General features: G+C 59.2%; 24 protein-coding genes. 6 read left to right on the top strand and 18 right to left on the bottom strand.

What is annotated here, in order from left to right:
* Window positions 1–101: 101 nt before the first annotated feature.
* The 10 genes from VJ698_RS22640 to pcaQ all read right to left on the bottom strand — a co-directional run bounded on the left by VJ698_RS22640 (window position 102) and on the right by pcaQ (window position 11,051).
* On the bottom strand, window positions 102–539 hold the full coding sequence (locus VJ698_RS22640) for a hypothetical protein (RefSeq protein WP_324105084.1): 438 nt from the start codon (window positions 537–539) through the stop codon (window positions 102–104).
* A complete protein-coding gene (locus tag VJ698_RS22635; RefSeq protein WP_324105083.1) occupies window positions 536–2,587 on the bottom strand; it encodes a hypothetical protein in 2,052 nt (683 codons plus the stop codon). Before VJ698_RS22635 ends, VJ698_RS22640 begins: the two co-directional genes overlap by 4 nt.
* Window positions 2,574–4,484 (bottom strand): hypothetical protein, encoded by a 1,911-nt coding sequence (locus tag VJ698_RS22630; RefSeq protein ID WP_324105082.1) that lies wholly within the window; start codon window positions 4,482–4,484, stop codon window positions 2,574–2,576. Before VJ698_RS22630 ends, VJ698_RS22635 begins: the two co-directional genes overlap by 14 nt.
* The gene (locus tag VJ698_RS22625; RefSeq protein WP_324105081.1) at window positions 4,481–5,959 is read right to left on the bottom strand and encodes a site-specific integrase; all 1,479 of its coding nucleotides are present in this window, start codon (window positions 5,957–5,959) and stop codon (window positions 4,481–4,483) included. Before VJ698_RS22625 ends, VJ698_RS22630 begins: the two co-directional genes overlap by 4 nt.
* Window positions 5,960–6,066: 107 nt before the next feature.
* A complete protein-coding gene (locus VJ698_RS22620) occupies window positions 6,067–6,585 on the bottom strand; it encodes a ComEC/Rec2 family competence protein (RefSeq protein WP_324105080.1) in 519 nt (172 codons plus the stop codon).
* A 2-nt stretch (window positions 6,586–6,587) separates the two neighbouring features.
* Window positions 6,588–7,379 carry a TatD family hydrolase gene (locus tag VJ698_RS22615; RefSeq protein WP_324105079.1) on the bottom strand — a complete coding sequence of 264 codons (792 nt, stop codon included), beginning with the start codon at window positions 7,377–7,379 and terminating at the stop codon, window positions 6,588–6,590.
* On the bottom strand, window positions 7,369–8,055 hold the full coding sequence (gene lolD, locus VJ698_RS22610; protein ID WP_324105078.1) for a lipoprotein-releasing ABC transporter ATP-binding protein LolD: 687 nt from the start codon (window positions 8,053–8,055) through the stop codon (window positions 7,369–7,371). The genes VJ698_RS22615 and lolD overlap by 11 nt, the downstream gene beginning before the upstream one ends.
* Window positions 8,056–8,057: 2 nt before the next feature.
* A complete protein-coding gene (locus tag VJ698_RS22605; protein ID WP_324105077.1) occupies window positions 8,058–8,666 on the bottom strand; it encodes a glutathione S-transferase family protein in 609 nt (202 codons plus the stop codon).
* Window positions 8,667–8,675: 9 nt separating this feature from the next.
* Entirely contained in the window at window positions 8,676–9,941 is a 1,266-nt protein-coding gene (locus VJ698_RS22600) for a lipoprotein-releasing ABC transporter permease subunit (RefSeq protein ID WP_324105076.1), read from the bottom strand.
* A 165-nt stretch (window positions 9,942–10,106) separates the two neighbouring features.
* Complete coding sequence (pcaQ, locus tag VJ698_RS22595; protein ID WP_324105075.1) at window positions 10,107–11,051, bottom strand: pca operon transcription factor PcaQ; 945 nt, start codon at window positions 11,049–11,051, stop codon at window positions 10,107–10,109.
* A gap of 105 nt (window positions 11,052–11,156) precedes the next feature.
* Here pcaQ and pcaH point away from each other — a divergent pair, with 105 nt between their 5' ends.
* The 5 genes from pcaH to VJ698_RS22570 all read left to right on the top strand — a co-directional run bounded on the left by pcaH (window position 11,157) and on the right by VJ698_RS22570 (window position 15,777).
* Complete coding sequence (gene pcaH, locus VJ698_RS22590) at window positions 11,157–11,897, top strand: protocatechuate 3,4-dioxygenase subunit beta (RefSeq protein ID WP_324105074.1); 741 nt, start codon at window positions 11,157–11,159, stop codon at window positions 11,895–11,897.
* Window positions 11,894–12,523 (top strand): protocatechuate 3,4-dioxygenase subunit alpha, encoded by a 630-nt coding sequence (gene pcaG / locus VJ698_RS22585; RefSeq protein ID WP_324105073.1) that lies wholly within the window; start codon window positions 11,894–11,896, stop codon window positions 12,521–12,523. Before pcaH ends, pcaG begins: the two co-directional genes overlap by 4 nt.
* Window positions 12,524–12,583: 60 nt before the next feature.
* Window positions 12,584–13,183, top strand: a complete 600-nt coding sequence (locus VJ698_RS22580; RefSeq protein WP_324105072.1) for a hemerythrin domain-containing protein — start codon at window positions 12,584–12,586, stop codon at window positions 13,181–13,183.
* A gap of 35 nt (window positions 13,184–13,218) precedes the next feature.
* Window positions 13,219–14,400 (top strand): 4-hydroxybenzoate 3-monooxygenase, encoded by a 1,182-nt coding sequence (gene pobA, locus VJ698_RS22575; RefSeq protein ID WP_324105071.1) that lies wholly within the window; start codon window positions 13,219–13,221, stop codon window positions 14,398–14,400.
* 201 nt (window positions 14,401–14,601) lie between these two features.
* A complete protein-coding gene (locus tag VJ698_RS22570; RefSeq protein WP_324105070.1) occupies window positions 14,602–15,777 on the top strand; it encodes an ABC transporter substrate-binding protein in 1,176 nt (391 codons plus the stop codon).
* A 117-nt stretch (window positions 15,778–15,894) separates the two neighbouring features.
* Here VJ698_RS22570 and VJ698_RS22565 read toward each other — a convergent pair whose 3' ends face one another.
* Window positions 15,895–17,133, bottom strand: coding sequence for a metal-dependent hydrolase (locus VJ698_RS22565; RefSeq protein WP_324105069.1), 1,239 nt, complete (start codon window positions 17,131–17,133; stop codon window positions 15,895–15,897).
* Here VJ698_RS22565 and VJ698_RS22560 point away from each other — a divergent pair.
* On the top strand, window positions 17,044–17,679 hold the full coding sequence (locus tag VJ698_RS22560) for a CopD family protein (protein ID WP_324105068.1): 636 nt from the start codon (window positions 17,044–17,046) through the stop codon (window positions 17,677–17,679). The genes VJ698_RS22565 and VJ698_RS22560 overlap by 90 nt on opposite strands.
* Window positions 17,680–17,685: 6 nt before the next feature.
* On the opposite strand, the gene VJ698_RS22555 is transcribed toward VJ698_RS22560, so the two are convergent.
* From VJ698_RS22555 to VJ698_RS22525, 7 genes are all read right to left on the bottom strand, one after another.
* Window positions 17,686–18,387: an ABC transporter ATP-binding protein gene (locus tag VJ698_RS22555; RefSeq protein ID WP_324105067.1), complete on the bottom strand. Its 702-nt coding sequence runs from the start codon at window positions 18,385–18,387 to the stop codon at window positions 17,686–17,688.
* The gene (locus tag VJ698_RS22550) at window positions 18,380–19,135 is read right to left on the bottom strand and encodes an ABC transporter ATP-binding protein (RefSeq protein ID WP_324105066.1); all 756 of its coding nucleotides are present in this window, start codon (window positions 19,133–19,135) and stop codon (window positions 18,380–18,382) included. The genes VJ698_RS22555 and VJ698_RS22550 overlap by 8 nt, the downstream gene beginning before the upstream one ends.
* The gene (locus VJ698_RS22545) at window positions 19,132–20,157 is read right to left on the bottom strand and encodes a branched-chain amino acid ABC transporter permease (protein ID WP_414691212.1); all 1,026 of its coding nucleotides are present in this window, start codon (window positions 20,155–20,157) and stop codon (window positions 19,132–19,134) included. The genes VJ698_RS22550 and VJ698_RS22545 overlap by 4 nt, the downstream gene beginning before the upstream one ends.
* Window positions 20,154–21,020 (bottom strand): branched-chain amino acid ABC transporter permease, encoded by an 867-nt coding sequence (locus VJ698_RS22540; RefSeq protein WP_324105065.1) that lies wholly within the window; start codon window positions 21,018–21,020, stop codon window positions 20,154–20,156. The genes VJ698_RS22545 and VJ698_RS22540 overlap by 4 nt, the downstream gene beginning before the upstream one ends.
* A 127-nt stretch (window positions 21,021–21,147) precedes the next feature.
* On the bottom strand, window positions 21,148–21,537 hold the full coding sequence (pcaC, locus tag VJ698_RS22535) for a 4-carboxymuconolactone decarboxylase (RefSeq protein ID WP_324105064.1): 390 nt from the start codon (window positions 21,535–21,537) through the stop codon (window positions 21,148–21,150).
* Between the two features lies 1 nt (window position 21,538).
* Entirely contained in the window at window positions 21,539–22,321 is a 783-nt protein-coding gene (gene pcaD, locus VJ698_RS22530; RefSeq protein WP_324105063.1) for a 3-oxoadipate enol-lactonase, read from the bottom strand.
* 11 nt (window positions 22,322–22,332) lie between these two features.
* Window positions 22,333–23,694, bottom strand: a complete 1,362-nt coding sequence (locus tag VJ698_RS22525) for a 3-carboxy-cis,cis-muconate cycloisomerase (protein ID WP_324105062.1) — start codon at window positions 23,692–23,694, stop codon at window positions 22,333–22,335.
* Window positions 23,695–23,762 lie beyond the last annotated feature (68 nt).

Here is a 23,762-nt window from a genome sequence, read left to right as displayed (position 1 = left end):
CACCACCAACATCGACCTCAGGTACTTCCGTGCTGCAGCAGCCAACAGATCATTTCAGACAAATAGGGCGGTGTTTTGGAGCACGACTCCGCTTACGAGACTCATTTCCGATGAATAGGCCGCACCTTCGAACTTGAAACCTGCGAAAGTCGTTCTGTTAGGGCCTGAACATCCTCTTCCAATGAACGAACTTTCTTCTTTAGCTCATGTATTTCATATAGCCTCGCAACAAGCGATGCCATGGTCACCTCTAGATCTTTTCGGTACTGGTGCGCGGCACCTTTTATCTTATCGAGCTGCGTCTGCTTCTTGCGTTCAACCGAATTGCTAGACTGCTCAGTTGCCGCTACTGCAATAGCCTGAATTAGGGGCTGGAATACCTGTCTCGACTTCTTGATGCTGCCCTTACCTCTACCAGCTTCAAGAGCAACCGCATCGTTGGTGATCTTCGTCCCCTTCATCACCCTTAATGGCTGGCCGGCCTTGAGGCGAGCTAGGGCATCAAAGTAGTCTGCGAGCGCTTGCGTTGGTTGAGTCATTTAGATACCTCAATCCCCTGCCGGGCTTTCTCAAGAGCTCTAACCAGCACGCTCAGGTTCGCATTTTCTGTCCTATACAATAACGACGTCGGCAATAGCGTGCCCACTAGCCGCGCTTGTTCGTTCACCACTGACTCCAATCTGCTTAAATTGCCGACCATGTTGCCGCAATTGTTACTGATGCAATCCAAATTCATCCAGTCCACTGCAGGACTCTCACATTCATCGCTTCTTGTACATCCTCCAATAAGGGTTTCTCGATAATGTAATTGGCCCTTCTTAAACATACGCACAGTTTCGGCACGTGTCGATGAAGTAACGATACGGTCAGGCCCACGCAATCGCTGCGACACGAATGCCGCATGCCCTCCGAACAGCGAGTCGTTCGTAAGCAGGACATTAATGACATAGCTGATTGTTTCCGACTCGACCGTTGCCGACTGCCAATCCAAGCTAAAGTGGCCAGGGTCTGCAGTCCCGTCATCAAATATGTCTTTGGCGTATTGAGAACCACGCGAATAATAACGAGACATTTCATCTGTAATGTGCTGTAGTTGCTGGCGAAGTGAAGGCAGAGTCACTAGCCCCGAGCGCTGTGCGTATAACGCCAACGACCGGCGAAACTGATGCGTCGTCAAGGACCAAGGGCGACCCAGTTGAAATTTTTCTTCTGACCGCCAAGCTCGATGTTCATCGATTTGTTCGAGTTCGACTAGGTGCTCATCCTTGATGATCGGCTGCAGCCGTGAAAGTAGCCGGTCAAACTTGCATAGACTAAGATCTACTGGAAAAAAATGTTCGCCTGCTAAGGGCCGGCGCCTTGCCGCACCGAGAGACGTATAAGCCAATGACACGAATAAAGGACGGCTATTTATCATCGTCCTAGCCTTCCTTTTAGCTACCGCCGTTGTGCCATAGACTGCGTATATTGTCGTCGCAATTTGCTGTGCAAGATCAATAGCGCGGTGCCCCTCCTTATTTGTCACCCAACGAACGGCCTTGGGTCCCTTCGAGAGCTTAGTTGTGCATCCTTGAATGAGGCAATGGGTCCTTCCGCCAGTCGCAATGGTGTACGAGCAGTCATAAGGCAAAGAAAGAGCTTCATTGTCCCGCATCCCCGAGAACGCCTGAATAATCAGCTTGGTGACCGCCTGTACCTCTACCACCATACTTGCCAGACCTGAAATACTATCGGAAACGCCCTTGCGCTTTAAATAAGAGCGAACGCGCGGCGATGCTACGTCCGGCCACTGCGGAGAGGTCTTAGCCTGCACTAAGCCCGAACTATTGGCCCGTATCCTTTGTGCAGTGCCTCGTCTGCCGTAATAAGAGTCTTTGCCACAATCCTGTAATAGCTTCAAGCATTCGGGTGCCACGCGTTCCCATTCATCCAACTCTCCCATTAAGGATGAAAGAATTGATGAATAGATCTTAGTGGGGATCGGCGGGGTTTGTTTATCTTGTGCCTTCGCCTGGATGCTTTGCACATGGAGTACCTTCCGAAACTTGTCGCCAACGATAGTAAAACCTAACTGCGTCTCGCCTATTCGAACCAAGCGAGACAGCAAGGAGCATAGCTTTGTCACCCCTCTCCACGGACTCGAACCCTGAGAATCCACGAACGCACGTAATCGCTTTTCGTCAGAGAGTAGTTCTCCAAGGGAACATGCGATATTCTCCGCATTCAAAGCAAGCGCACGAATGAGTGATAGGAAACCCTGCAGTGATGTGATGCTAATGGGGCATTCCTCCCCGAGCCAGATCAGTGAAAATATCAACCACCGGGCATCCTTGGATATCTGATCGCGGGGCGGCGTAAGGGCGCCGGCACGCCAAAAATCAAAATTTAGTATTGAAAGCCTACCTTCGGAGTGCCATGCCGAAACATTCCATTTCATATCACCGTAGACAGATACAACGGCGCCATCTCGATTACGACTAATAATGAAATCGTCCGCCGGTCTCTGACCTAGTAGCAGATCGTAGACCTCCGGGGCGGGCACACCAAACGGAAGGTTGAGCTTCGCCTCGAATTTAGTCAATGTCATGAACAAGTCGCAGCTTAAGTAACAAATCGTATTTACTGGCCCAGTATGGGTCCAGCTCCCCCTCTTCTACTTCCTTGGTAATGCGAAGAACTAGCAAACTATCCCGGAGGCGCACTTCTTCCAGAATGAGCTCGATGCGATTAATTAATGGCTCTGAAATGGAATGAACCCCTGCTAGATGTGAAGTTCGAGCAAGGGTATACCGGCAACTCAGCAACTTGCGAACGTCAATTTCATCGGCATGTATCCTGAACTTGTCGCAGAAGAGGCACCCTGCCTCAGGACTCTCGCAATTCGGCGCAACCACGGCCTTGAGGGCGGAAACCTCTTTCGGATTGGCATGCGACGTACATGCGCCGACGGCACTTACGCTGCGATCTGCCAACACCTCACAACTGGAGATTACGATCCCATCCAGAAATGCGGACATTTCAACTTGATGTGACTCGACTGATCCAGCTGCATAGGATTTAAGGACAGTTCGTTCTGAATTTTGCAATAGTCGCGCTGTGGTTGAGAGGTCAGTTCGGGTTATCAACCAGTCGCTCTTTGCTGCCCGCCATGCTCGAGATCTAATCTGGACAAACGACGGATCAATTCGTCGCAGCATAGTGCTTATGCCTGGCATAGCGGACTTGATCCTGCCTGGCGCCCCAGCTGAATTCATCCCCAAATTGAAGAATAGCCCTTCAAACTCGGGGTGGCCTTGCAGAAGGTATTCGCGTAGCTGTAAGAAGCGCTTGAAAAGGGGCATAAATTTCAAGGGGAGTTGATAATAAACTTCCTTACCTCCTGCTCGAAATTTGATGCTCCTGAATTTTTGCCGAATGGAGCTCGATGTGTCGCCATAACTACCGAACCATTGCATGTCAACTGCCTGCGCCCAGTTCATCCCGGTCCGCGACAGGAATAAGTGAATGAAGGCATTGAGCGCAACTATCCCCATGAATCGGCGATGTCGATGGTAAGGATCGCTGTTCGCGCTATCCAATGCATTCTGCGCCAAGCTGAGAACTCCATTGGCCCTTTTTTTTCGATCAACTCTATCCGAAGCCAAGATTTCATCACGTGTAACCAGCCGACCGGAGCGGTAATCAAAGCCGCCCCTACGAAAATTCCGACCATTCGACTCCAGATTTGACGCCGGCATGCACCAAACATTACTCGGAAACACCCACATAGTGTCCTCCGGGTAGGCTAGGTGCAATGGCATCGATATTCCCAAAGGATATGGTTTCCGATCCAACACTAACCCGGATAGACCAGTGAATAGAGCTTCGCATAGCGCGAGAGTCCGCGCCTGATTCATCTCGCAAGGTGGCGCGGTGGCCGTGACTGTATTGAAATCCATGCGGAGTAAATTGATGCCCCTGCCAAGGTTCTCAATTCCGAGCAGCTCACCGAGATGAGTAATTATCCTTCTTTGCAGGGCCACACCAGCGTGCAGCGAAATCGAATGGGTTACAACACGTTCTCGAATATGTGCCGCATATGCGCGTACTGCCCGGCGCGTCGCCTCTGGATCGATAAAGTAGCTAGAGTGCCCGTTTTCATCGGCCCAGTTTACGAACATGGCGATTTTTCGAGTGGCCTCGAGCATTGTCAAAGGTCGCTTACCAAAACGCACCTCGTTCGAGATGTGAATAATGAGGGCGTGAACATGTTCAACACGTTGAGGACAAAGTGAGGACAATACGACCTTGCGACCTTCTGTAGACCTTCTGACTTTCCCGCTATTTTTTGGGGTTGATTCTCTCCGTAGAAAACATAATGCCCCGATGTCGAATGTCGCGGTATGCGCGAAACGTAAGACGACCTGTTCGGGCTTAAGAATGGCTATGTTTTCCGCAATTGGAACGTCAAAGATCGTAATCGATCTGGCAGTGCCTTGATTCAAAGTAGCCCGGCCTCCGCGGCCAAATTCCACAGATGATCATCGTGGTCATCCGTAACATGTTGAATATGATTGAGATTACCTCGAAACTGCAGGTAGAGATCGGTCGTGGCTGCGGATGAATGACCCATGCGAACTTTTACGAACTCACGCACCTGACTCAGGGTTCTCTTTTTCTGTTCTACAAGTTTGAGCTGCCTGTCAGTAAGGTTCATACCGAATGATGCACGGAGGTCGTGAAACTGGTATCGGAAGGTTGGGTTGTATTTGGTGCGAACATATGGGATGACTGCATCGCAGATGAATTTTCGAACAGACTGCCCCTTAATTGGGTGGCGTCTATCACTTGTTTCATCAAAGACGCGCATATCGTCTTTGCTGCTATACAACGGAGCGCCGTATTTGCTTAAGAATAGATACTGTTCATTCGTGTCCCCCCCAACTGCCAACGAGCGTCGGCGCTGTGCTCTGTCGCTGTTAACGTAAGTGAGCAGCATCCGAAAAAACCAAAGTGGAATGTGCAGCGACATTCTCTTGTTCATCTTTGTATCGATTCCAGTTCCAGGGCCGATTGGGCAGCGAATTTCAGACGATGGATCACCGTTCAACTGCTCAGCGGATAAGCCACGAACATGCCGAACACGAAACGTAAGGACGGTTTGAATACGAGCGCCCGTTAGCAATGCGAGTAAATGGATTAATGTCATCTCCGTATTACCCCGAACGAAAAGCGCTTCCACTAGCTGTCGCTGTTCGCTCAACGAAAGAGGACGAAGTTTGCCACCATCGTCGATCCTGCCATCATAGGGATCACTCTGTTTCGGCACTCTAATAGAAACATCCGTAGTGATTAACTGCTTCGTGAACTCGAAACCGAGGCCGCCCGTAAACTTTATGTACACATCCGACTCTTTCCACGGCGCATACGCGGGATCGAGGATGCCTTCACTCTTCATCCAGTTATAAAAGGCAACTACAGTACCCATTCGACGCTTGGCCGACGATAACGCTATCACACCGTTACAAACGGCTGTTCGCAAATGGCTGCTATAGCGATAGGTAGGCCTATTCAATTTCTGAGCAGGGAAATTTCGCCACTCAATAACCTCGTCGTCAAGGAATCTTCGATAGGCAGCAAGGTCATCTGCAATACCGCTAAAGGTTGACATTGACGGTTCGATGGCATTTTCCAGCTTGAAGAGAATGTAAATAGTGGCTTCCACCCATGGCAAGCCCGTAGCACAAAGCACAATGGGAAAGAGATTGAATCGCGAGGATTTCCACTTCGGCTTACCATCTACACGCAGACCACTGTCCGTCAGTTTCGGTCGTTCATAATAGGCCGTTTCATTCAAGCCTACCGGAAGAGAAATGCGCGCAGCGCCTTCATCAGTCGCCTCGCAAACTTCAGTGAGAGCGAAGCTAGGGAGGGTGAGCTTTCTCGCTTTTCCGGCGACGGGAAAATCGTCCTCACTCATGGGATACGAGAGTATTAGTTAAAAAAATAGTGCTCTTGAAAATTCAAGTGCACTACGGGAAACCCTGTCCATTATACGAGCAACTCTACCTTCAGGGCTCTCGAACGCTAACTCACCCTTACGTCCGGATTGGCATTGCCATGCGGCCTGCGCAGCCGCACCGTCAGTTGCCAGCGCTCGCCGGGCTGCACATCGCCGACACCCTGCAGGTCGTCGGAATGGAATGCGGAGTACCAGGACAAGGCAAGGCGCGGCGGCACTACCGGTGTTTGTCCTTCCGGACCGACGATGCGCTCGACGGCGAAATTGAAACGCACGCCCTGCTCGAAGCGATACGACAGGCTGTCGACGGTTCCGATCACGGTGACATCCCGCCCCTCCCATTCCTTCGGGAGCGAATGCGCGAGGTAATGCTGCGCGAACAGGCCGGACCATGCAAATCCGGCGAGCAGGCCGCAGGAAACGAACAAGGGGATATGCAAGGCCGTTTTCCGGATGTCGCCCATACGCAGCGCAACCAGGATCGCGAGCACCAGCATCAGGGCAAGCAGGACCGATGACGGCAAGGCAGCCTGATGCTGCAACAGGGCTGCGCCCGCGACGAAACCGATGGCGATGCTTCGCATTCCTAAGCGGCGAGTCTTGGCAGCACGTTTCGTGCGTTGGCAGAGGTGATTTGCGCGATCGACTGGGCGGCAATGCCGCGCAAGTCGGCCAGCGCCTGTCCGATACGAGGCAATTCCTCCGGGCTGTTGCGTTGATGCTGAATCCAGGTTGGAGGAATGTCCGGCGCGTCGGTTTCCAGAACGAGTGCTTCCTGCGGCAGTTCGGCGGCAAGCGCGCGAATCCGCGAGGCGCGCGAAAACGTCATGGCGCCGCCGAAGCCGAGCTTGAAGCCCAAGCCGATGAATACATCTGCCTGCTGGCGGCTGCCATTGAAAGCATGCGCGATGCCGCCAGGGACGGAGAAACGACGAAGATACTTGAGGATCGTGTCCTGCGCGCGCCGAATGTGCAGCAGCACCGGCAGCTCGAAGTCGCGCGCGATTTTCAGCTGCTCGCTGAAGAAGAATTCCTGCCTTTCACGCACCGGACCTTCGCCGAGGCCGGGGATGAAAAAATCGAGCCCGATCTCACCCACTGCCACAAAGCATGGATCATCCATTGCCTGCCGAATCATTTCGCGCAATGCAGCCAGGTCATCCTCGCTTGCCCCGGGCACATACATCGGATGAATGCCCAGCGCATAGGCGCAGTTGGCGTTCCGCCGCGCTAGTTCCTGCACGGCGGTGAAGTTGCTTCGATCCACCGTCGGGATCACGATGCGGGAAACCTGCCGGCCTGCGGCGCGCGCGGCGACCATATCCGACTCGCCCGCGAATTCGTTTGCGTCGAGATGGCAGTGCGTGTCAATCCACATAGGGATGCAGCCCATCCTCGGACAGGCGCAGCACGCGATCGCAATGCCGCGCCAGTTCGATGTCGTGGGTGACAATGATGAAAGCGGTGCCGAGCGTGCGCGACAGTTCCAGCATCAGGTCGAACGTCCGGTGCGCGGTACCGCGATCAAGGTTGCCTGTCGGCTCGTCCGCCAGCACGCAGGCCGGCTGCGTCACCAGCGCGCGCGCCAGCGCGACCCGCTGGCGCTCGCCGCCGGACAGCTCGCCCGGCACGTGCGAGACGCGATTGGCTAGGCCGACGCGCGCAAGCACCTGGCGCGCCGCTTCGCGCGCCTCGTCGCGGGCCTGCCGCCTGATCAGCAGCGGCATGGCCACGTTATCCAGTGCGGAAAATTCAGGCAAGAGGTGATGGAACTGATACACGAAGCCGAGAGACCTGTTGCGCAGGTCTCCGCGTGCCTTCTCGCTCAGGCTCGCGAAGTCCTGGCCGAGCAAGTTCACGCTGCCGGCGCTTGGCACATCCAGCCCGCCGAGCAGATGCAACAAGGTCGATTTGCCGGAGCCGGATGCGCCGACGATCGCGACCCGCTCTCCCCGTGATACGCCGAAGTCGATGCCCTTGAGGACATTGACGGAATATTTTCCCTGCGTGAAGGTCTTCGCGAGGCCGCGGCAGGACAATACGATCTGTTCCATCGTCATTCCAGCGGGGTCTGCGCGAAAGCAGGCAAGCTTTCACAATAGGCTGACAGCTTCTCCAGCTGCGGATAGCGGCCCGCCGGAAACTCGGCAGGAAGCACATATTGTGCAAAGCGCAGGACGACGGCCGTGGTCACGTTGGCCTGGGTGAGCGGCGCACCCGATACGGCCGGCGACGGCGGCAGCGCTTCCAGCATGCCGAAGGCAATGTGCATCTGCTCGGTGCAACGGACCACCCACGGCGCATAGGTAAATTCCTTCGGGCGCAGCGTCGTCTCGTAGTAAATCTGCACCGCCTTTTCAACGGCGAGCAAGGCGGTCGCACACTGCTGCTGCACCTTGCGGCGCGCTTCGCCGGACGCGGGTGTCAGCCGTTTTTCGGGCGCAACTTCGCCATCGAGGTAGTCGAGGATGAAGCTGCTTTCGACCAGCTTTTCTCCGCTATCGAGCACCAGCATCGGCACTTTCAGGAGCGGGTTGATCTGGCGCATTTCGTCCTGATTGCGAAAGACCGAGAGCGCGACATGCTCGAAGTCGAAGCCGTACAGGCGCAGGGAGACCGCCACGCGGCGGACGTAAGGGGAATCAAACAGGCCGACCAGTTTCATCGTTTTTCCTTATTCATAACGCAATGCCTCGGCCGGGCGAACGTTCGCCGCGCGCCAGCTCGGATACAGGGTGGCCAGGAAGGCGAGTACTACTGCAACGCTGCCGATGATCCAGACATCATGCCAGCGCAGGTCGGACGGCAGCTCGGTGATTAGATAGATGTCTTTCGACAGGAATTGCACGCCGAGAATGTGTTCGATGAAGGGCACGATGACATCGATGTTCAACGCCACCACTACGCCGAGCCCGACGCCGATGGCCGTGCCGAACAGGCCGACCAGACCGCCCTGGATCATGAAGATTTTCATGATCGAGCCCGGCGATGCGCCGAGGGTGCGCAGGATAGCAATATCTGCCTGCTTGTCGGTGACGGTCATGACCAGCGTCGAGACGAGGTTGAATGCCGCGACCGCAATGATCAGCGTGAGGATGATGAACATCATGTGCTTTTCGGTCTGCACGGCGGCGAACCAGGTGCGGTTCTGCTTCGACCAGTCGAGGATCAGCAGGTTGCCGCTGAGGATGTGCGACAGTTCCTGCGCCACTTCCGGCGCGCGCTGCATGTCCTTGATGCGAAGACGCAGGCCGGTCGGCGCCTCAAGCTTGAACATGCGCATTGCATCGTCAATGTGGATGAAAGCCAGCCCCGAGTCGTATTCATTGTGTCCGGCCTCGAAGATGGCGCCGACGGTAAACTGCTTCAGTCGTGGCAGCACGCCGGCCGGCGTGATCTGGCCCTGCGGCGCGACCATCGTGACCTTGTCGCCCACGTGAACATGCAGGCCGCGCGCCAGTTCCTTGCCGAGGATGATATTGAATTCGCCGGGTTGCAGGCTGGTGAAGCTGCCTTCCTTGATCTGCGAGGCAACGTCCGACACCTTCGGCTCTTCGTCCGGCAGGATGCCCCGGATCACGACGCCGCGCACGATGTCCTCGCGGATCAGCATCGCCTGCGCCGCGACATACGGTGCCGCGCCGATCACCTCTTTGTTCTGGAAGGCTTCCTTCGCCGTGGCCTTCCAGTCAGGCATGCTGCCCGACGCATCGAAGACCTCGATGTGCGAGAGGACCGACAGCATGCGGTCGCGCACTTCTTTCTGGAAGCCGTTCATGACGGACAGCACCACGATGAGCGCCGCGACGCCGAGCGCAATGCCGGCCATGGAAATCAGCGAAATGAAGGAAATGAAACTGTTTCTTCCGCCGCGGCGGCCGGCGCGCGTATAACGCATGCCCACCAGCCATTCGAACGGCATGTTTTTAGTCAGACTCAAAAGAATGCTCCTGGATGAAGTCGCCCAATTGTAGCCGCGCGCAGTCGGGTCCGGGCGGAGGGCCGTGTTTGTGGACTGATTGGCAACTTCGTTGCAGGGCGCAGTGTGCCACAGTCTTGCCGCAGGGAACAAGGCTTTCAACAATGGACCGGCCATCAGGCCGGCTCAGCGTGCGATGGCGGCGGAGCGGCGACGTCCGGCTGCACGCAACAGGACCATGAAATCGCGCACTGCCGGCCTGAGCGCACCTTCGCTCCGATGCAGCAGCCCGACCGGCTCCTCCGCGCCTTCCGTCCCGACAGTCAATGGAGCAAACCTGCGGGCCTCAAGTTCATCGTGGATCGCTCCTGCGGAGATGAACCACACCGCGTCGGACTGCAGGCAGATCGCGCGGGCAAGCGAAACGGACACGGTCTCGATGCAGTTCCGCGGCAAAGCCATGCCGTGCGACTGCAGGAAGCTTTCAGTGTTGTGCCGCGGAATCGTTCCTTTGAGCGGTACGATGAAGGGAAACGCCATGACTTCGCTGAGCGACAGCGCGCTTCGCCCGGCGAGCGGATGGCCCGCACGGACAAAGAGCCTGAGCGGTTCGACGTAGAGCAGTTCAAAGACCAGCCCCACCATCATCTGCGGGTCCGCCATGCGGCCCAGCACGCAATCCATCTCTCCCGCCTTGAGCATCTGCAGCAAGATGGCATTGGTCCCGGTCTGGACCGTGATGCGCACGTCCGGATGGTTTCGCTGGTACTCCACAAGTACGGCTGGCAAGAGATCCGGCGCCACGCTCGGCAGCACGCCGATCACGATGGACTCGGCCGCCGGTGCACCGGGCGTCTCGAGCGCATTGCCGACCGCATCCAGTGCTTCGAGTGCCGGAACTGTCCGGGCGAGGAAGATTTCGCCCTCGCGCGTAAGCTGCGCGCCGAGGCGGCTTCGCTCGAACAACCGAACGCCAACGATTTGCTCCAGTTCAACGAGTGTCTTCGATACAGCCGGCTGGCTCAGGCGCAGCCGCTCGGCGGCCTTGCGCAGGTTGCGCTCCTGCGCGACGGCAAGGAAGCAGTGCAGGTGGCGCAGGCGTATCCGGCTCTGAAAGAGGTCTTTATCCATAACCTGACGTTATCACCTGTCATTGATAAATTCAATTTACATGAATATTTTTCCCACATAAATTAGGCCAAATTAGGCCAATACAGAAAATCCCGAGGAGACGAGATGGAAAAATCGATGGAGCGGGCTGCCGAATTCCTGCAGCGCGACCGCAGCGTGCACCCTCCGGCCTATACGCCGGACTACAAGACCAGCGTGCTGCGTTCGCCGAAGAATGCGCTGATTTCGCTACAGAACTCGCTGTCCGAAATCACCGGGCCGGTATTCAGTCCGGAGGAGCTCGGCCTGCTCGACAACGACCTGATCCGCAACTACGCGAAGGATGGCCTGCCGATCGGCGAACGCATCATCGTCCACGGTTTCGTACGTGACGAACTCGGCCGTCCGGTGCGCAATGCGCTGGTGGAGGTGTGGCAGGCCAATGCCGGCGGCCGCTACCGGCACAAGAAGGATCAGTACATTGCACCGATCGATCCCAATTTCGGCGGCTGCGGGCGCATGCTGACCGACGACGACGGCTACTACTTCTACCGCACCATCAAGCCCGGTCCCTATCCCTGGCGCAATCGCGTCAACGATTGGCGCCCTTCGCACATTCATTACTCGCTGTCCGGCTCCGGCTGGGCCCAGCGCCTCATCACCCAGATGTACTTCGAGGGAGATCCGCTGATCGCCACGTGCCCCATCCTCAGGTCGATCAACAACGAGGAAGCGATACGCGGCCTGATCGCGCCGCTCGACCGCAGCGCTGCGGTGCAGTTCGACTCGCTCGCCTACCGCTTCGATATCGTCCTGCGCGGTTCACGCGCCACCTTGTTCGAAAACCCTCTGCAGGGAGCGAAATGATGCTCGATCCGCGCCATCAACTGAAGGAAACCGCATCGCAGACCGCCGGGCCGTATGTGCATATCGGGCTGGCGCCGAACCAGGCCGGCTTCGACATCTTCGACAAAAATTTCACGAATGTGCTCGCAGGTCCCGCGACCAGGGGCGAGCGAATCGCGATCGAAGGCACGGTCATCGATGGCTCGGGCACACCGCTTCGCGACGTGCTGCTGGAGATCTGGCAGGCCAACGCCGATGGACGCTACAACCATCCTGCGGATCTTCAGGGCAAGGAACTGGACAAGAGCTTTCGCGGCTGGGGCCGCGCCTGCTCGGATTTCGAGACGGGCGAATACCGCTTCGAGACCATCAAGCCGGGACCCGTGATGGGCCGCAACGGCCGCGAAATGGCGCCTCACATCAACTTCTGGATCGTGGCACGCGGCATCAACATCGGGCTGAACACGCGTATGTATTTTTCGGATGAAGCCGAACGGAATGCGAAGGACCCTGTGCTGAACCTCATCGAATGGGAAGTGCGGCGCAAGACGCTCGTCGCGCGTCGCGAGGACCGCAATGGCGATGTGGTGTATCGCTTCGACATCCGTATCCAGGGCGAAGATGAAACGGTGTTCTTCGATATCTGAGCAAAGCCGTTCGTTCCGGCCACGGCCATCGTGCCGTGCCATTGCGCTAGAAGGAGGCACATGATGCGCCAGCCGCCCATCCAGCCTGCGATCCGCGTGATCCAGCAAGAGCACGATCTGCTGAGCGCCATCATCCGTGGCATGGAGTACTTCGTGCAGATCATCGACGAGGGCGGCAAGGCGCCTGACGCGAAGGTCTTCCGCGCCATGCTGCTGTATATCAGCGACTATCCTGACCGCGTGCATCATCCGAAGGAAGACAACTACCTTTTTGCCCGCCTGCACCAGCGTACCGACAAGGTCGATGACGTACTTTCCCACCTCGAATCGGAGCACCAGCGAGGCGATCAGATGGTGTTCGAATTGCAGCACGCACTGGCGCGGCTCGAATTTCATGGCATGAAGACATTCCCGGATTTCAGGGCCCTTGTGCAGCGCTACGCGCAGTTCTACAACGGGCACATGCGCCTCGAAGAAGACGTGGTGCTGCCGGCGGCGCTGCAGTTCCTCACCGCGGCCGATTGGGACGACATCAATGCAGCCTTCCAGGCCAATGACAATCCGCTCGCAGGCACCGACGACAAGGAAGACCTGCAGAAGCTCTTTTCGCTCATCGCCAACATCGCGCCACCGCCGGTGGGCGTAGGACCGGAAGCCTGAGCGGAACGCACAAGAACAGCATCAAGGAGACAAGCATGAAAACACAGGTCGCCATCATCGGCGCCGGCCCATCCGGCCTGCTGCTCGGGCAATTGCTGCACCTGCAGGGCATCGACACAGTGATCCTGGAAGCGAAGAGTCCCGAATATGTGCTGAGCCGGATTCGGGCGGGTGTGCTGGAGCAAGGCGCGGTGGGGCTGATCCGCGAAGCAGGTGCCGGCCAGCGCATGGATCGCGAAGGCCATGTGCATGAGGGTTTCACGATTTCATTCGCCGGTCGCCGCGAGCGCATCGATCTCAAGAACCTCACCGGCGGCAAGACCGTGATGGTCTACGGACAGACCGAAGTGACGCACGACCTGATGGATGCCCGCAAGGCCAGCGGCGCCATCAGCATCTACGAAGCGCACGACGTACAGTTGCATGATTTCTACGGCCCTCGGCCGCGCGTGAGTTTCGTGAAGAACGGCGAAGCCGTGGAGCTTGAATGCGACTACATCGCCGGCTGCGACGGCTTTCACGGTGTGTCGCGCAAATCGGTGCCGCAGGACGCGATCAGGTGCTTCGAACGGGTCTATCCGTTCGGCTGGCTCGGTGTGCTGTCTTACACGCCGCCGGTCGCGCCGGAACTGATCTACGCCAACCATGAACGCGGCTTCGCGCTGTGCAGCATGCGTTCCGATAACCTGAGCCGCTACTACGTGCAGGTCACGCAGGAAGACAAGGTCGAGGGCTGGTCGGACGAACGTTTCTGGAACGAACTGCGGCGCCGCCTGCCGGAAGATGTGGCTGCCGGCCTGGCCACCGGTCCGTCCATCGAAAAGAGCATCGCGCCGCTGCGCAGTTTTGTCGCCGAGCCGATGAAGTTCGGCCGCCTGTTTCTCGTTGGTGACGCGGCGCACATCGTGCCACCGACCGGTGCCAAGGGGCTCAACCTCGCGGCGAGCGACGTGTACACCCTGTACCATTTGCTGCGCAAGGCCTTTCATGATGATCGCCTCGACATGCTCGACCGGTATTCCGAGATCTGCCTGCGCCGCATCTGGAAGGCCGAGCGTTTTTCCTGGTGGATGACGACCCTCCTGCACAAACTGTCCGACGATCCCTTCGCCCAGCGCATGCAGCTAGCGGACCTGGACTATTTCACCGGGTCGCATGCCGGTCGCACGACCATTGCGGAAAACTACGTCGGCCTGCCGTACGAGCGCATAGAATAATCGCAACTCCGCGCGCCGCGATGCCTGTCCTGTATCCGCCTGGAATTTCTTTATGTGAGCATGCAGCATGTAAACTGTTCGGTTACCGCACGAATATCTGCTGAGCGAACTTTTTCTCGGCTATGATCATTTCGAGACTGGCGAGCCCAGCCGACAAGAACGCGGGAACTCGACTTCCCCGGACACCATAGGAGACAAGACATGACACTGACAAGAATCGTGGCATCCATCGCTGCGGCCGGCGCGCTGGCGGCGATTGCGCCGGGCGCGTTCGCCGAGGACAGCATCAAGATCGGGCTGATCGCGCCCTTCTCCGGCCCGTTCGCCGATTACGGCAAGCAGATGGAAGGCGGTATCAAGGCCTACATGCAGCAGCATGGCGACAAGGTCGCTGGCAAGAAGATCGAAATCATCGTCAAGGACACCACTGGTCCAGTGCCGGAAGTGGCGAAGCGCCTCGCGCAGGAACTGGTCGTGCGCGACAAGGTGGACTTCCTCGCCGGCTTCGGCCTGACGCCGGAAGCGCTCGCGGTGGCACCGATCGCCGAGCAGGCGAAGAAGCCGATGGTCATCATGAATGCCGCCACCTCGGTCATCACCACCAAGTCGAATTACATCGCCCGCTTTTCGATGACGCTGCCGCAGGTCTCCGGACCGATGGCGACCTGGGCCATCAAGAATGGCGTGAGGAAGGTGGTCACTCTCGTGGCCGACTACGGCCCCGGCATCGATGCCGAGACTGCGTTCAAGACCAACTTCCTCGGCGGTGGCGGGCAGGTGATCGAATCGATCCGCGTGCCGTTGCGCAATCCCGAGTTCGCGCCCTTCATCCAGCGCATCAAGGACGCCAAACCTGAGGCCGTGTTCATCTTCGTCCCCGCCGGCGAACAGGGCATTGCCTTCATGAAGGGATATCGCGAACGCGGCCTGGCCGAAGCCGGCATCAAGGTGATCGCCACCGGCGACCTGACGGACGACCACGTACTGCCCGCGATGGGCGATGCGGTGCTCGGCGTCATCACCACTTTCCACTACTCTGCTGTGCACGACTCGCCTGAAAACAAGGCCTTCCTGAAGAGCTTCAAGGAAGCCAATCCTGGCGCCGGACGCCCCAACTTCATGGCCGTGGCCGCCTATGACGGCATCCACGCGATCTATGAAACCGCGAAGAAGCTGAACGGCAAGATTGACGGCGACAAGGCGATGGCCGTGCTCAAGACCATGAAGTTCACCAGCCCGCGCGGCCCGATCGCGATCGACCCCGCGACGCGCGACATCATCCAGACAGTCTATGTACGCAAGGTGGAGAAGGTGAACGGCGAGGTGTACAACGTGGAATTCGACAAGTTTGCGGATATGAAGGATACGGGGAAGTAAACCCGTTCATTGGGCTGACTGCACTCTCGTCGTACAAATCGGTAGGCTGGGATGCAATCCCAGCCATCACCAACCGATTGAACAATGCCGGCATTGCACCCCAGCCCACCAATCTTCTTATTTTTTCACGCCCCCCAGCAAATCCGCTCTCGGAAAATCCCAACCGGGAACATGCTTCGGGCACTCCTTCTGCCGGAATGCATCGAAATCGAGCGTGGTGAAATTGCCCCGCGGGCTGGATGAAAAACGCAGATCGCTGGCCGATTCTGCATCGAACATCGGCGCCCGCGCAAAGCGCAACCATGCACGGAAATGGCAATTGCACTCCTCCAGATTGCGCAGTTGCGCCAGGCTGTCATTCACCTCCTGCGCAAATGCAATACCTCGCGCACCGTTCGTAGGAATGGCTCCGTCAAGAAACCCTTCGGGGCAACCACCCACCGGCATCATCCCCGGCAGCAAACTGAACACGCCGCGACGCAATCGATACATGCCGGCCGCTTCGTTGCTCTCCACCGACACGAATGCCCAACACACTGGGTTGGTTGGAAACGAAGACAGCGACACATCGACAACACGGATTGCTGGATCCCTTGCGTGAAGTTGTGCGGTGATCTCATTGCGCGCTCGATGCGATGCGAACCCCTGCCCAGCGACGAAGCAGAGCCCCAACAGGAACGCTGCGACTAGCGCACGCCTGCCCTGCACTCCCGCTCGATGCTGCAGCACACCGAGGAACGCGGCGATCACGCACAATGCAGCGAATCCCGTCCAGGGCAGAAACGCGTGCACCGTGAAATACAGCGGCGCGCCGAGCAGCAGTACTACAAACAGAAACCGCAGCACAATGCGCTCAAGCGTCATCGCCATCGCAACGCCGAACGTGACCCAGAACACCGGCTCGAGAATGAACACCATGTCGCCGTACAGCCAGCGCGAATCGAAGGGGTGGAATGGATGGATGCCATAGGAATTCAGGTAATCCATCAGCAGGTGCAAGCCGAACCCGGCAAGCAGCGCAAGGGCGAATCCGGTGCGAGCGTTTCCGCTCTCACGCAGGAGCCTTCTTGCAGTCGGCCATAGCAGCCACATCAATCCCGCAAGCACCAAAGCCTGCGGAATTGCGTACAGCACGGTATGCGTGTGCCCGCGATGATGCAGCAGGTAGCCGAGCGGCGCGGGCAGCAGCGGCGAAAGCAGGATATCGAGGTCCGGGAAATTGCTGGCGAGCCAGCAGGCGAGCAGAAGCAGGCGGCGCCGCACACGATGAAGCGAAACATCGGCTTCACGCGGCAGGCTGCGATGAATCAGTTCGCCGGCGGCAAGGCCGACGACGGAGTGGCTGAGATTGTCCATGCCGCGATCTTACCGGCTTTCGGAAATGACATCGTGCCGCCGGACGAAGATCGCGTTCCGCCTTACAATCTCGCCCACGCATTCACAACAGGACCGGTCATGATTTTCGCAAAATATCTTCACATCCTCGGGTTCATCGTGTGGATTGGCGGCATGTTTTTCGCCTACATGGCCTTGCGACCGATAGCGGCAACGCGTCTCTCGCCCGAGCAGAGGCTACCGCTCTGGGAAGGCGTCTTCGGGAAATTCTTTCCGTGGGTCTGGGCAGCGGTGGCGCTGCTTTTGGGCAGCGGCCTGTTCATGATGGCGAAAATCGGCAAGCCGCCTCTGCATGTGATCACCATGTTCGCGAGCGGGTCGCTCATGATGGTGATTTTCGTCTACATCGTCTACGCACCCTACGACGAACTCAGGCAAATGGTGGCGGTGCGCGACTGGCCAGCGGCCGGCGCGGCGCTTGGGCAAATCCGCAAACTGATCGGCATCAACCTGATTCTTGGCCTGCTGACCGTCACGGTTGGCGCGCTGGGGCCGCTGGTCCTGTGAGCAATCTCACGCCACAGCAACCAGCCGGTTCAGCATTTCCGGATCGTTCATGAGGGACTCGCTGTCCGACTGATGCACGATCCGGCCGCGATCGAGCACAATCGCGCGTTCGGTGAGCGATAGCGCCAGCCGCGCATGCTGTTCCACCACGATGACCGACATGCCGCCATCCTGCACCAGCTTGCGGATCACGCGCATCAGTTCCTGCACGATGATCGGCGCCAGCCCTTCCATCGGTTCGTCGAGCAGCAAGAGCCTTGGATTGACCATCAGTGCGCGCGCGATGGCGAGCATCTGCTGCTCGCCGCCCGAGAGCTGGTTGCCCATGTTGGCGCGCCGCTCCTTCAGGCGCGGGAAGATGTCGTACACCTTCTGCAATGTCCATTCGCCCGGCCTCGCCACCACGGTCAGGTGCTCTTCCACCGTCAGCGACGGGAACATGAAGCGTTCCTGCGGCACCCATCCAAGGCCGGCGTGCGCGCGCTCGTGCGTCGGCATGCGTGCGATGTCGGCACCCCGCCAGCGGATCGCGCCCCCATGCATCTGCGCAAGACCCATCAAGGTCACCAGCAGGCTGGTCTTGCCCACGCCGTTGCGGCCGAGCAGCGCAAGGCTGTCGCCCTCCTGCATTGCGAACGAAATATCTTCCAGCACAACCGAGTCGCCATAACCGGCGCGCACCTTGTCCAGCACAAGCAGCTCAGCCATGCTCAGCCTCTCCCAGATAGACTTCCCGTACGCGCGCATCCGCCGCAATTTCTGCCGGCGTACCTTCGGTGAGCACCTTGCCGCCGACCAGGACTGTGATGCGCTCGGCGAAGCGGAACACCAACCCCATGTCATGTTCGATGAAAAGGATCGTGACATCGCGCGGCAAGCGCGCGATGACCTCGAACAGTTCCGCGCTCTCGGCGGAGGGAATGCCTGCCGCCGGTTCATCGAGCAGCAGCACCTTCGGCTTCGTGGCCAGCGCGAGTGCCATTTCGACCAGGCGCTGCTTGCCATAGGGCAGGTTGCGGGTGACCGTATCGGCATCGCGGTCGAGCTTGAGCGATGCGAGCAAGGCCATTGCTTCCGCGATCTCGTCATGCTGCTGCGCGACGGTCCTGGTCCACCTGAATTGCAGGCCCTTGCGCTCGCAGATGGCCAGCACTACGGATTCCAGCACGGTAAGGCCGGCGAACAGCGTGTTGATCTGGAAGGTGCGTGTCATGCCGCGCTTGACACGCTGATGCTGCGGCAATGCGGTGATGTCGTCGTCGCCGAAGAACACCTTGCCGCTGCTCGGCGCGAAAAAGCCCGTCAGCAGGTTGATGAAGGTGGTCTTGCCGGCACCGTTCGGTCCGATCAGCGCGTGCCGCGCGCCGGGCGCGAACGTAAGGCTGATGTCGCTGTTGGCGCGGAAGCCGCCCCAGTTCTTGCACAATGCCTCGGTGCGAAGCGTCATGGCGCTCATGGTTTTCCTCCCGCTGCGGGCCTGATCCTGTCGCGGATCTTTTCCAGTCCGCCCAGGATGCCGCCGCGCGCGAACAGCACGATCGCCATCAGCAACAGGCCGATCCAGAACTGCCAGTAGGCCGGGTTCAGGCCGGAAATGTAATCCTGCGCCAGCATGAAAATCGCGGCACCGACCAGCGCGCCGTACAGGCGGCCGGTACCGCCGAGCACCAGCATGATCAGCAGCTCCGCCGAGCGCGTGAAGCTCAGGCTGTCGAGGCCGACGAATTGCGTGGTCTGCGCCAGCAACGCGCCCGCGATGCCCGCCAGCGCCGCGCCGATCGTGAACGCGACCGTCAGGCGCTGATTGACGTTGGCGCCGATCGCCGGCATGCGCTGGCCGCCCTCGCGGATGCCGATCAGGCTCAAACCGAAAGGCGAATTGACCAGCCTGCGCAATAGCACAAACAGCAGGAACAGCACCGCGAAACTGTAGAAGAAGGCTGTCTTGCCGTACAGGTCGAATTCGAAGGAGCCAAAGAGCTTGCCGGCGACCATGCCCTGCAGGCCGTCCACGCCGCCGGTGATGAAGGCTGCCTTGTTGGCCGCTTCATAACACATGAAGACGATACCCAGCGTCACCATGAGGCGCGTGAGATCTTGACCACGAACGACAAGAAAGCTGACGCAGAATCCGAGAACGCCGGCGACCAGCCCTGCCGCCAGCAGGCCGCTCAATGGCTCGCTCCATCCATGCACCGACAGCAGGCCTGCGGTATAGGCGCCGAGGCCGAAGAAGGCGGCATGGCCGAGCGAGACAATGCCTGCGTAACCGAGGATGAGGTCGAGCGAGAGCGCGAACAGTCCAGTGATCATGATCTGGCTGATCAGCACGAGGTAATTCGGAAACACGAAATAGGCGGCCAGCGGCAACAGCCAGAAGACGATTTCCAAGGGCCGCCAACGGTCGTGCGGCAGCCGCGCGCTCGGTCTTGATACGGGCGGCGCGGCAAGCATGGCGGACAAGGTCGAAGGCTTCATGTGCGCCTCCCCAGCAAGCCGGAGGGAAACAGGATCAGCAGGACCACCATCAGCGCGTAAATCACGAAGGCACCGACTTCCGGCACGTAATACTTGCCGGCGACATCGAACACGCCAAGGATCAGCGCGGCAACGAGCGGCCCCTTGATGGTACCGGCGCCGCCGACCGCGACCACCAGCAGGAAGTACACCATGAACTTGATCGGGAAAGTAGGATCGAGGCCCAGCACGTCGATACCGAGCCCGCCGCCCAGCCCTGCCAGTCCAGAACCCAGCGCGAAGGTCAGGCTGAAGACGCGGCTCACGTTTATGCCGAGTCCGGCAGACGCCTGCTGGTTATCCACCGAAGCACGGATCTGCGCACCAAAACGTGTACGCTCGATCAGGGCGCCAAGCGCGAGCGTGATGATGACGACGACACCGATCAGGAAGATCCGGTATGCGCCAAGGTCAAGACCGAGCAGCGACACTTGCCCGCGCAGCCACGCGGGCAATACCACGGGTTGCTGCGTCGGGCCCCAGACCCAGGTGGCACCGGCTACGGCGACGAAGGTCAGGCCGATCGAAAACAGCACCTGGTCGAGATGGCTGGCCTTGTAGAGACGGCGATACAGGAGGCGCTCCAGCACGAAGCCGAGCGCGGCGCTGGCGAGAAAGGCCAGGGGCAATGAAAGCAGGAAGGGGACGCCCAGGCGGTTCATCAGCACGACGCTGGTATAACCGCCCAGCATCGCAAACGCGCCGTGCGCCAGGTTGACGAAATTCATCAGGCCCATGGTGACCGACAGGCCGACGCTGATCAGGAACAGCAGGCTTCCGTAGGCAATGCCGTCGAAGAGCACGCCGATGAAGTTACCTAGCATGGCAGCCCCCGGCGCCCATGCACGCGCGAACCATGCCAGTCTGCGCGGTGCGATTTGTGATGCATCTTGCTTCCTCCTTGGTCAGCCTGTCGCGATTCGTCGCGCCGCATGACAGGGCGACGTCACTTCAGGTCGTACCCTGGTCGATTTTCCCGAACACTTCCTGCGCAAGGCGGAAGGCCGCATTCGCCGCCGGCACACCGCAATAGATCGCCGCCTGCAGCAGTACCTCCTTGATTTCATCGCGGGTCACGCCGTTGTTCGCCGCTGCGCGCAGGTGGAGCGCAAGTTCTTCCTCGCGATTCAATGCCACCATCGCCATGATGGTCAGCAGGCTGCGCGTGTGGCGCGGCAAGCTCGGCCGCGTCCAGATTTCGCCCCATGCATAGCGCGTGATGAGATCCTGGAAATCGGTGGTCAGCTCACTGCGATTCGCCTCGGCGCGATCCACATGGGCATCACCGAGCACTGCGCGGCGCATTGCCATTCCATTGTCGTAGCGCTGTTTCTCGTCCATGTCAGTCCCGGCGCAGGAAATTGACCACGTTGCTTGAAAACTCCTCCGCAGCCTCCCAGTTCGAGAGATGCGCCGTGTTCAACTCGACGAAGCGCGCATCCGGAATGCTGTCGGCGACGAACTTGCCGTCCCCGGGCGGCGTCGAGGTATCGAACTTGCCGGCAATGACGAGCGTCGGCGCGGTGATGCGGCCCAGCCCTGCCCGTTCGTCCATGTCGCGCACCGCGGCGCAATTGGCAACGTAACCTTCGGGAGAAGTCCGCAGCAGCATGTCGCGCACGATGTTCACCTGTTCCGGTGCGGCGCGCTGGAAGTCGCTGGTGAACCACCTGTCGATGACTGTCGGGACGACGGCGCCGACGCCTTCCTGCTTCACTTTCTCGATGCGCGTGTTCCAGGTATCGGCGCTGCCGATCTGCGCCGCCGTGTTGCACAGAACGAGGCGGTCGATGCGCTGTGGCTGATGGATGCCGAGCCAGATGCCGGTCATGCCGCCCATCGACAGGCCGCAGAAATGCGCACGCGCGATGCCAAGGTGGTCCAGCAGCGCGACGACGTCGTTGCCGAGCTGCGAGATGGAATATGGGCCCGCCGGCGCACTCGACTCGCCATGCCCGCGCGTGTCATAACGCACTACGCGAAAATGCTCCAGCAAGGCGGGCATCTGCGGCGCCCACATCTCAAGCGTGGTGCCGAGCGAATTCGACAACACCAGCCAGGGCGCGCCTTCGCGGCCTTCGACCTGATAATGCAGGCGCACACCTGCAGCTTTCATGAATGGCATGAGGGTCTCCGTCAGTGTTTGCCTGCCTCGCGCTCGCGATGCGTGTGCAGGACGCGTTCAATGAAACTTTCTGCTTCGCCTGTATAGCCGGCCGGGTCGAGCAGCCTGTCGATATCCGCGTCCGACAACGCCGCGCGAACGGCCGTATCGTTTTTCAGCACGTCGCGCAAATGCATTCCAGTGCTGCTCGCCTGATTGCAGGCGCGCTCCATCAGCTGATGTGCCTGCATCCGGCCCAGACTGCCGCCCAGCGCCAGTGTCACCGCTTCCGCCATGAGCAGGCCGCGCGTCGCCTCGAGGTTGCGCTGCATGCGCGCCGCATCAACCGTGAGTCCCGCCGCGACGCCGTGCATCTGCTCCAGTGCGCCGGCGGCAAGCCGCATGATTTCCGGCAGCGTATCCCACTGCGCCTGCCAGCCGCCGAGCGCGCGTTCATGCTCCTGCACCATCGCGGACAGCATCGTGGAAACCAGTGCCGGGACCCGCGATGCCGCCGTCAATGCCACCGCGCAGCCGACCGGATTACGCTTGTGGGGCATCGTTGACGATCCCCCTCTGCCAGCAGCAATCGGCTCGGATACTTCGGCCACGTCGGTCTGCATGAGCAGAGAAATGTCGCGCGCCACCTTGCCCAGCGTGCCGGTCAACAGGCCCATGGCGCATGCGACTTCCGCGAAGCGGTCGCCATGCGCATGCCATGGCGTGTCGGGCAAGGCAAGTGCGAGGTCGCGGGCAAGCTCTGCCGCTACGGGCAAGCCCTTGTCGCCGAGGCTGGCGAGCGTGCCGGCAGCGCCGCCGAACTGCAGTGCAAGGGCGCGCCCGCGCAATCCGTCCAGCCGTTCGCGGTGGCGCAGCAGCGCATCGAGCCATCCAGCAACCTTCAGGCCGAAGGTAATCGGCAGCGCGTGCTGCATCCAGGTACGCCCTGCCATCTGTGTGTGGCGATGCTGCCCGGCCAGATCCGCCAGCGCGCCGGCCAGCCTGCCGAGGTCCGCATCGATCAGGCGCAGCGCCTCGCGCAACTGCAGGACCATGCCGGTGTCGATGATGTCCTGGCTGGTCGCGCCCCAATGCACGTACTTCGCCGCTTCCGCGTCGCGCGCAGCCACGAGGTCGGTCAGTTGCCTGACCAGCGGAATCGCGAGATTCCCCGCCGGCCGCGCCGCTTTCATCAACGAGGACATGTCGATCAGCGCCGCATCGCAGCAGCCGACGATCGCCGCCACGGCGGAAGCCGGTATTACACCCTGCTGCGCCTCTGCACGCGCCAACGCGGCCTCGACGTCGAGCATGCGCTGGACGGTGGCCTCATCCGAAAACACGTTCAACATGTCTTCGGAAGAAAACATCGAAGAAGTGATCCTGGAAGTCATGGCATCCGCATCCCGCTTGTTGACATGGCGCTATTTAACACCCTTTGCCCGATCCCTGCACCCATGCC

This window comes from Noviherbaspirillum sp. (assembly GCF_035254685.1).
Taxonomy (GTDB): Bacteria; Pseudomonadota; Gammaproteobacteria; order Burkholderiales; family Burkholderiaceae_D; genus Noviherbaspirillum.
The sequence above is the reverse complement of the archived record's forward strand: the minus strand, read 5'-3'. Positions and strand labels throughout refer to the sequence as shown.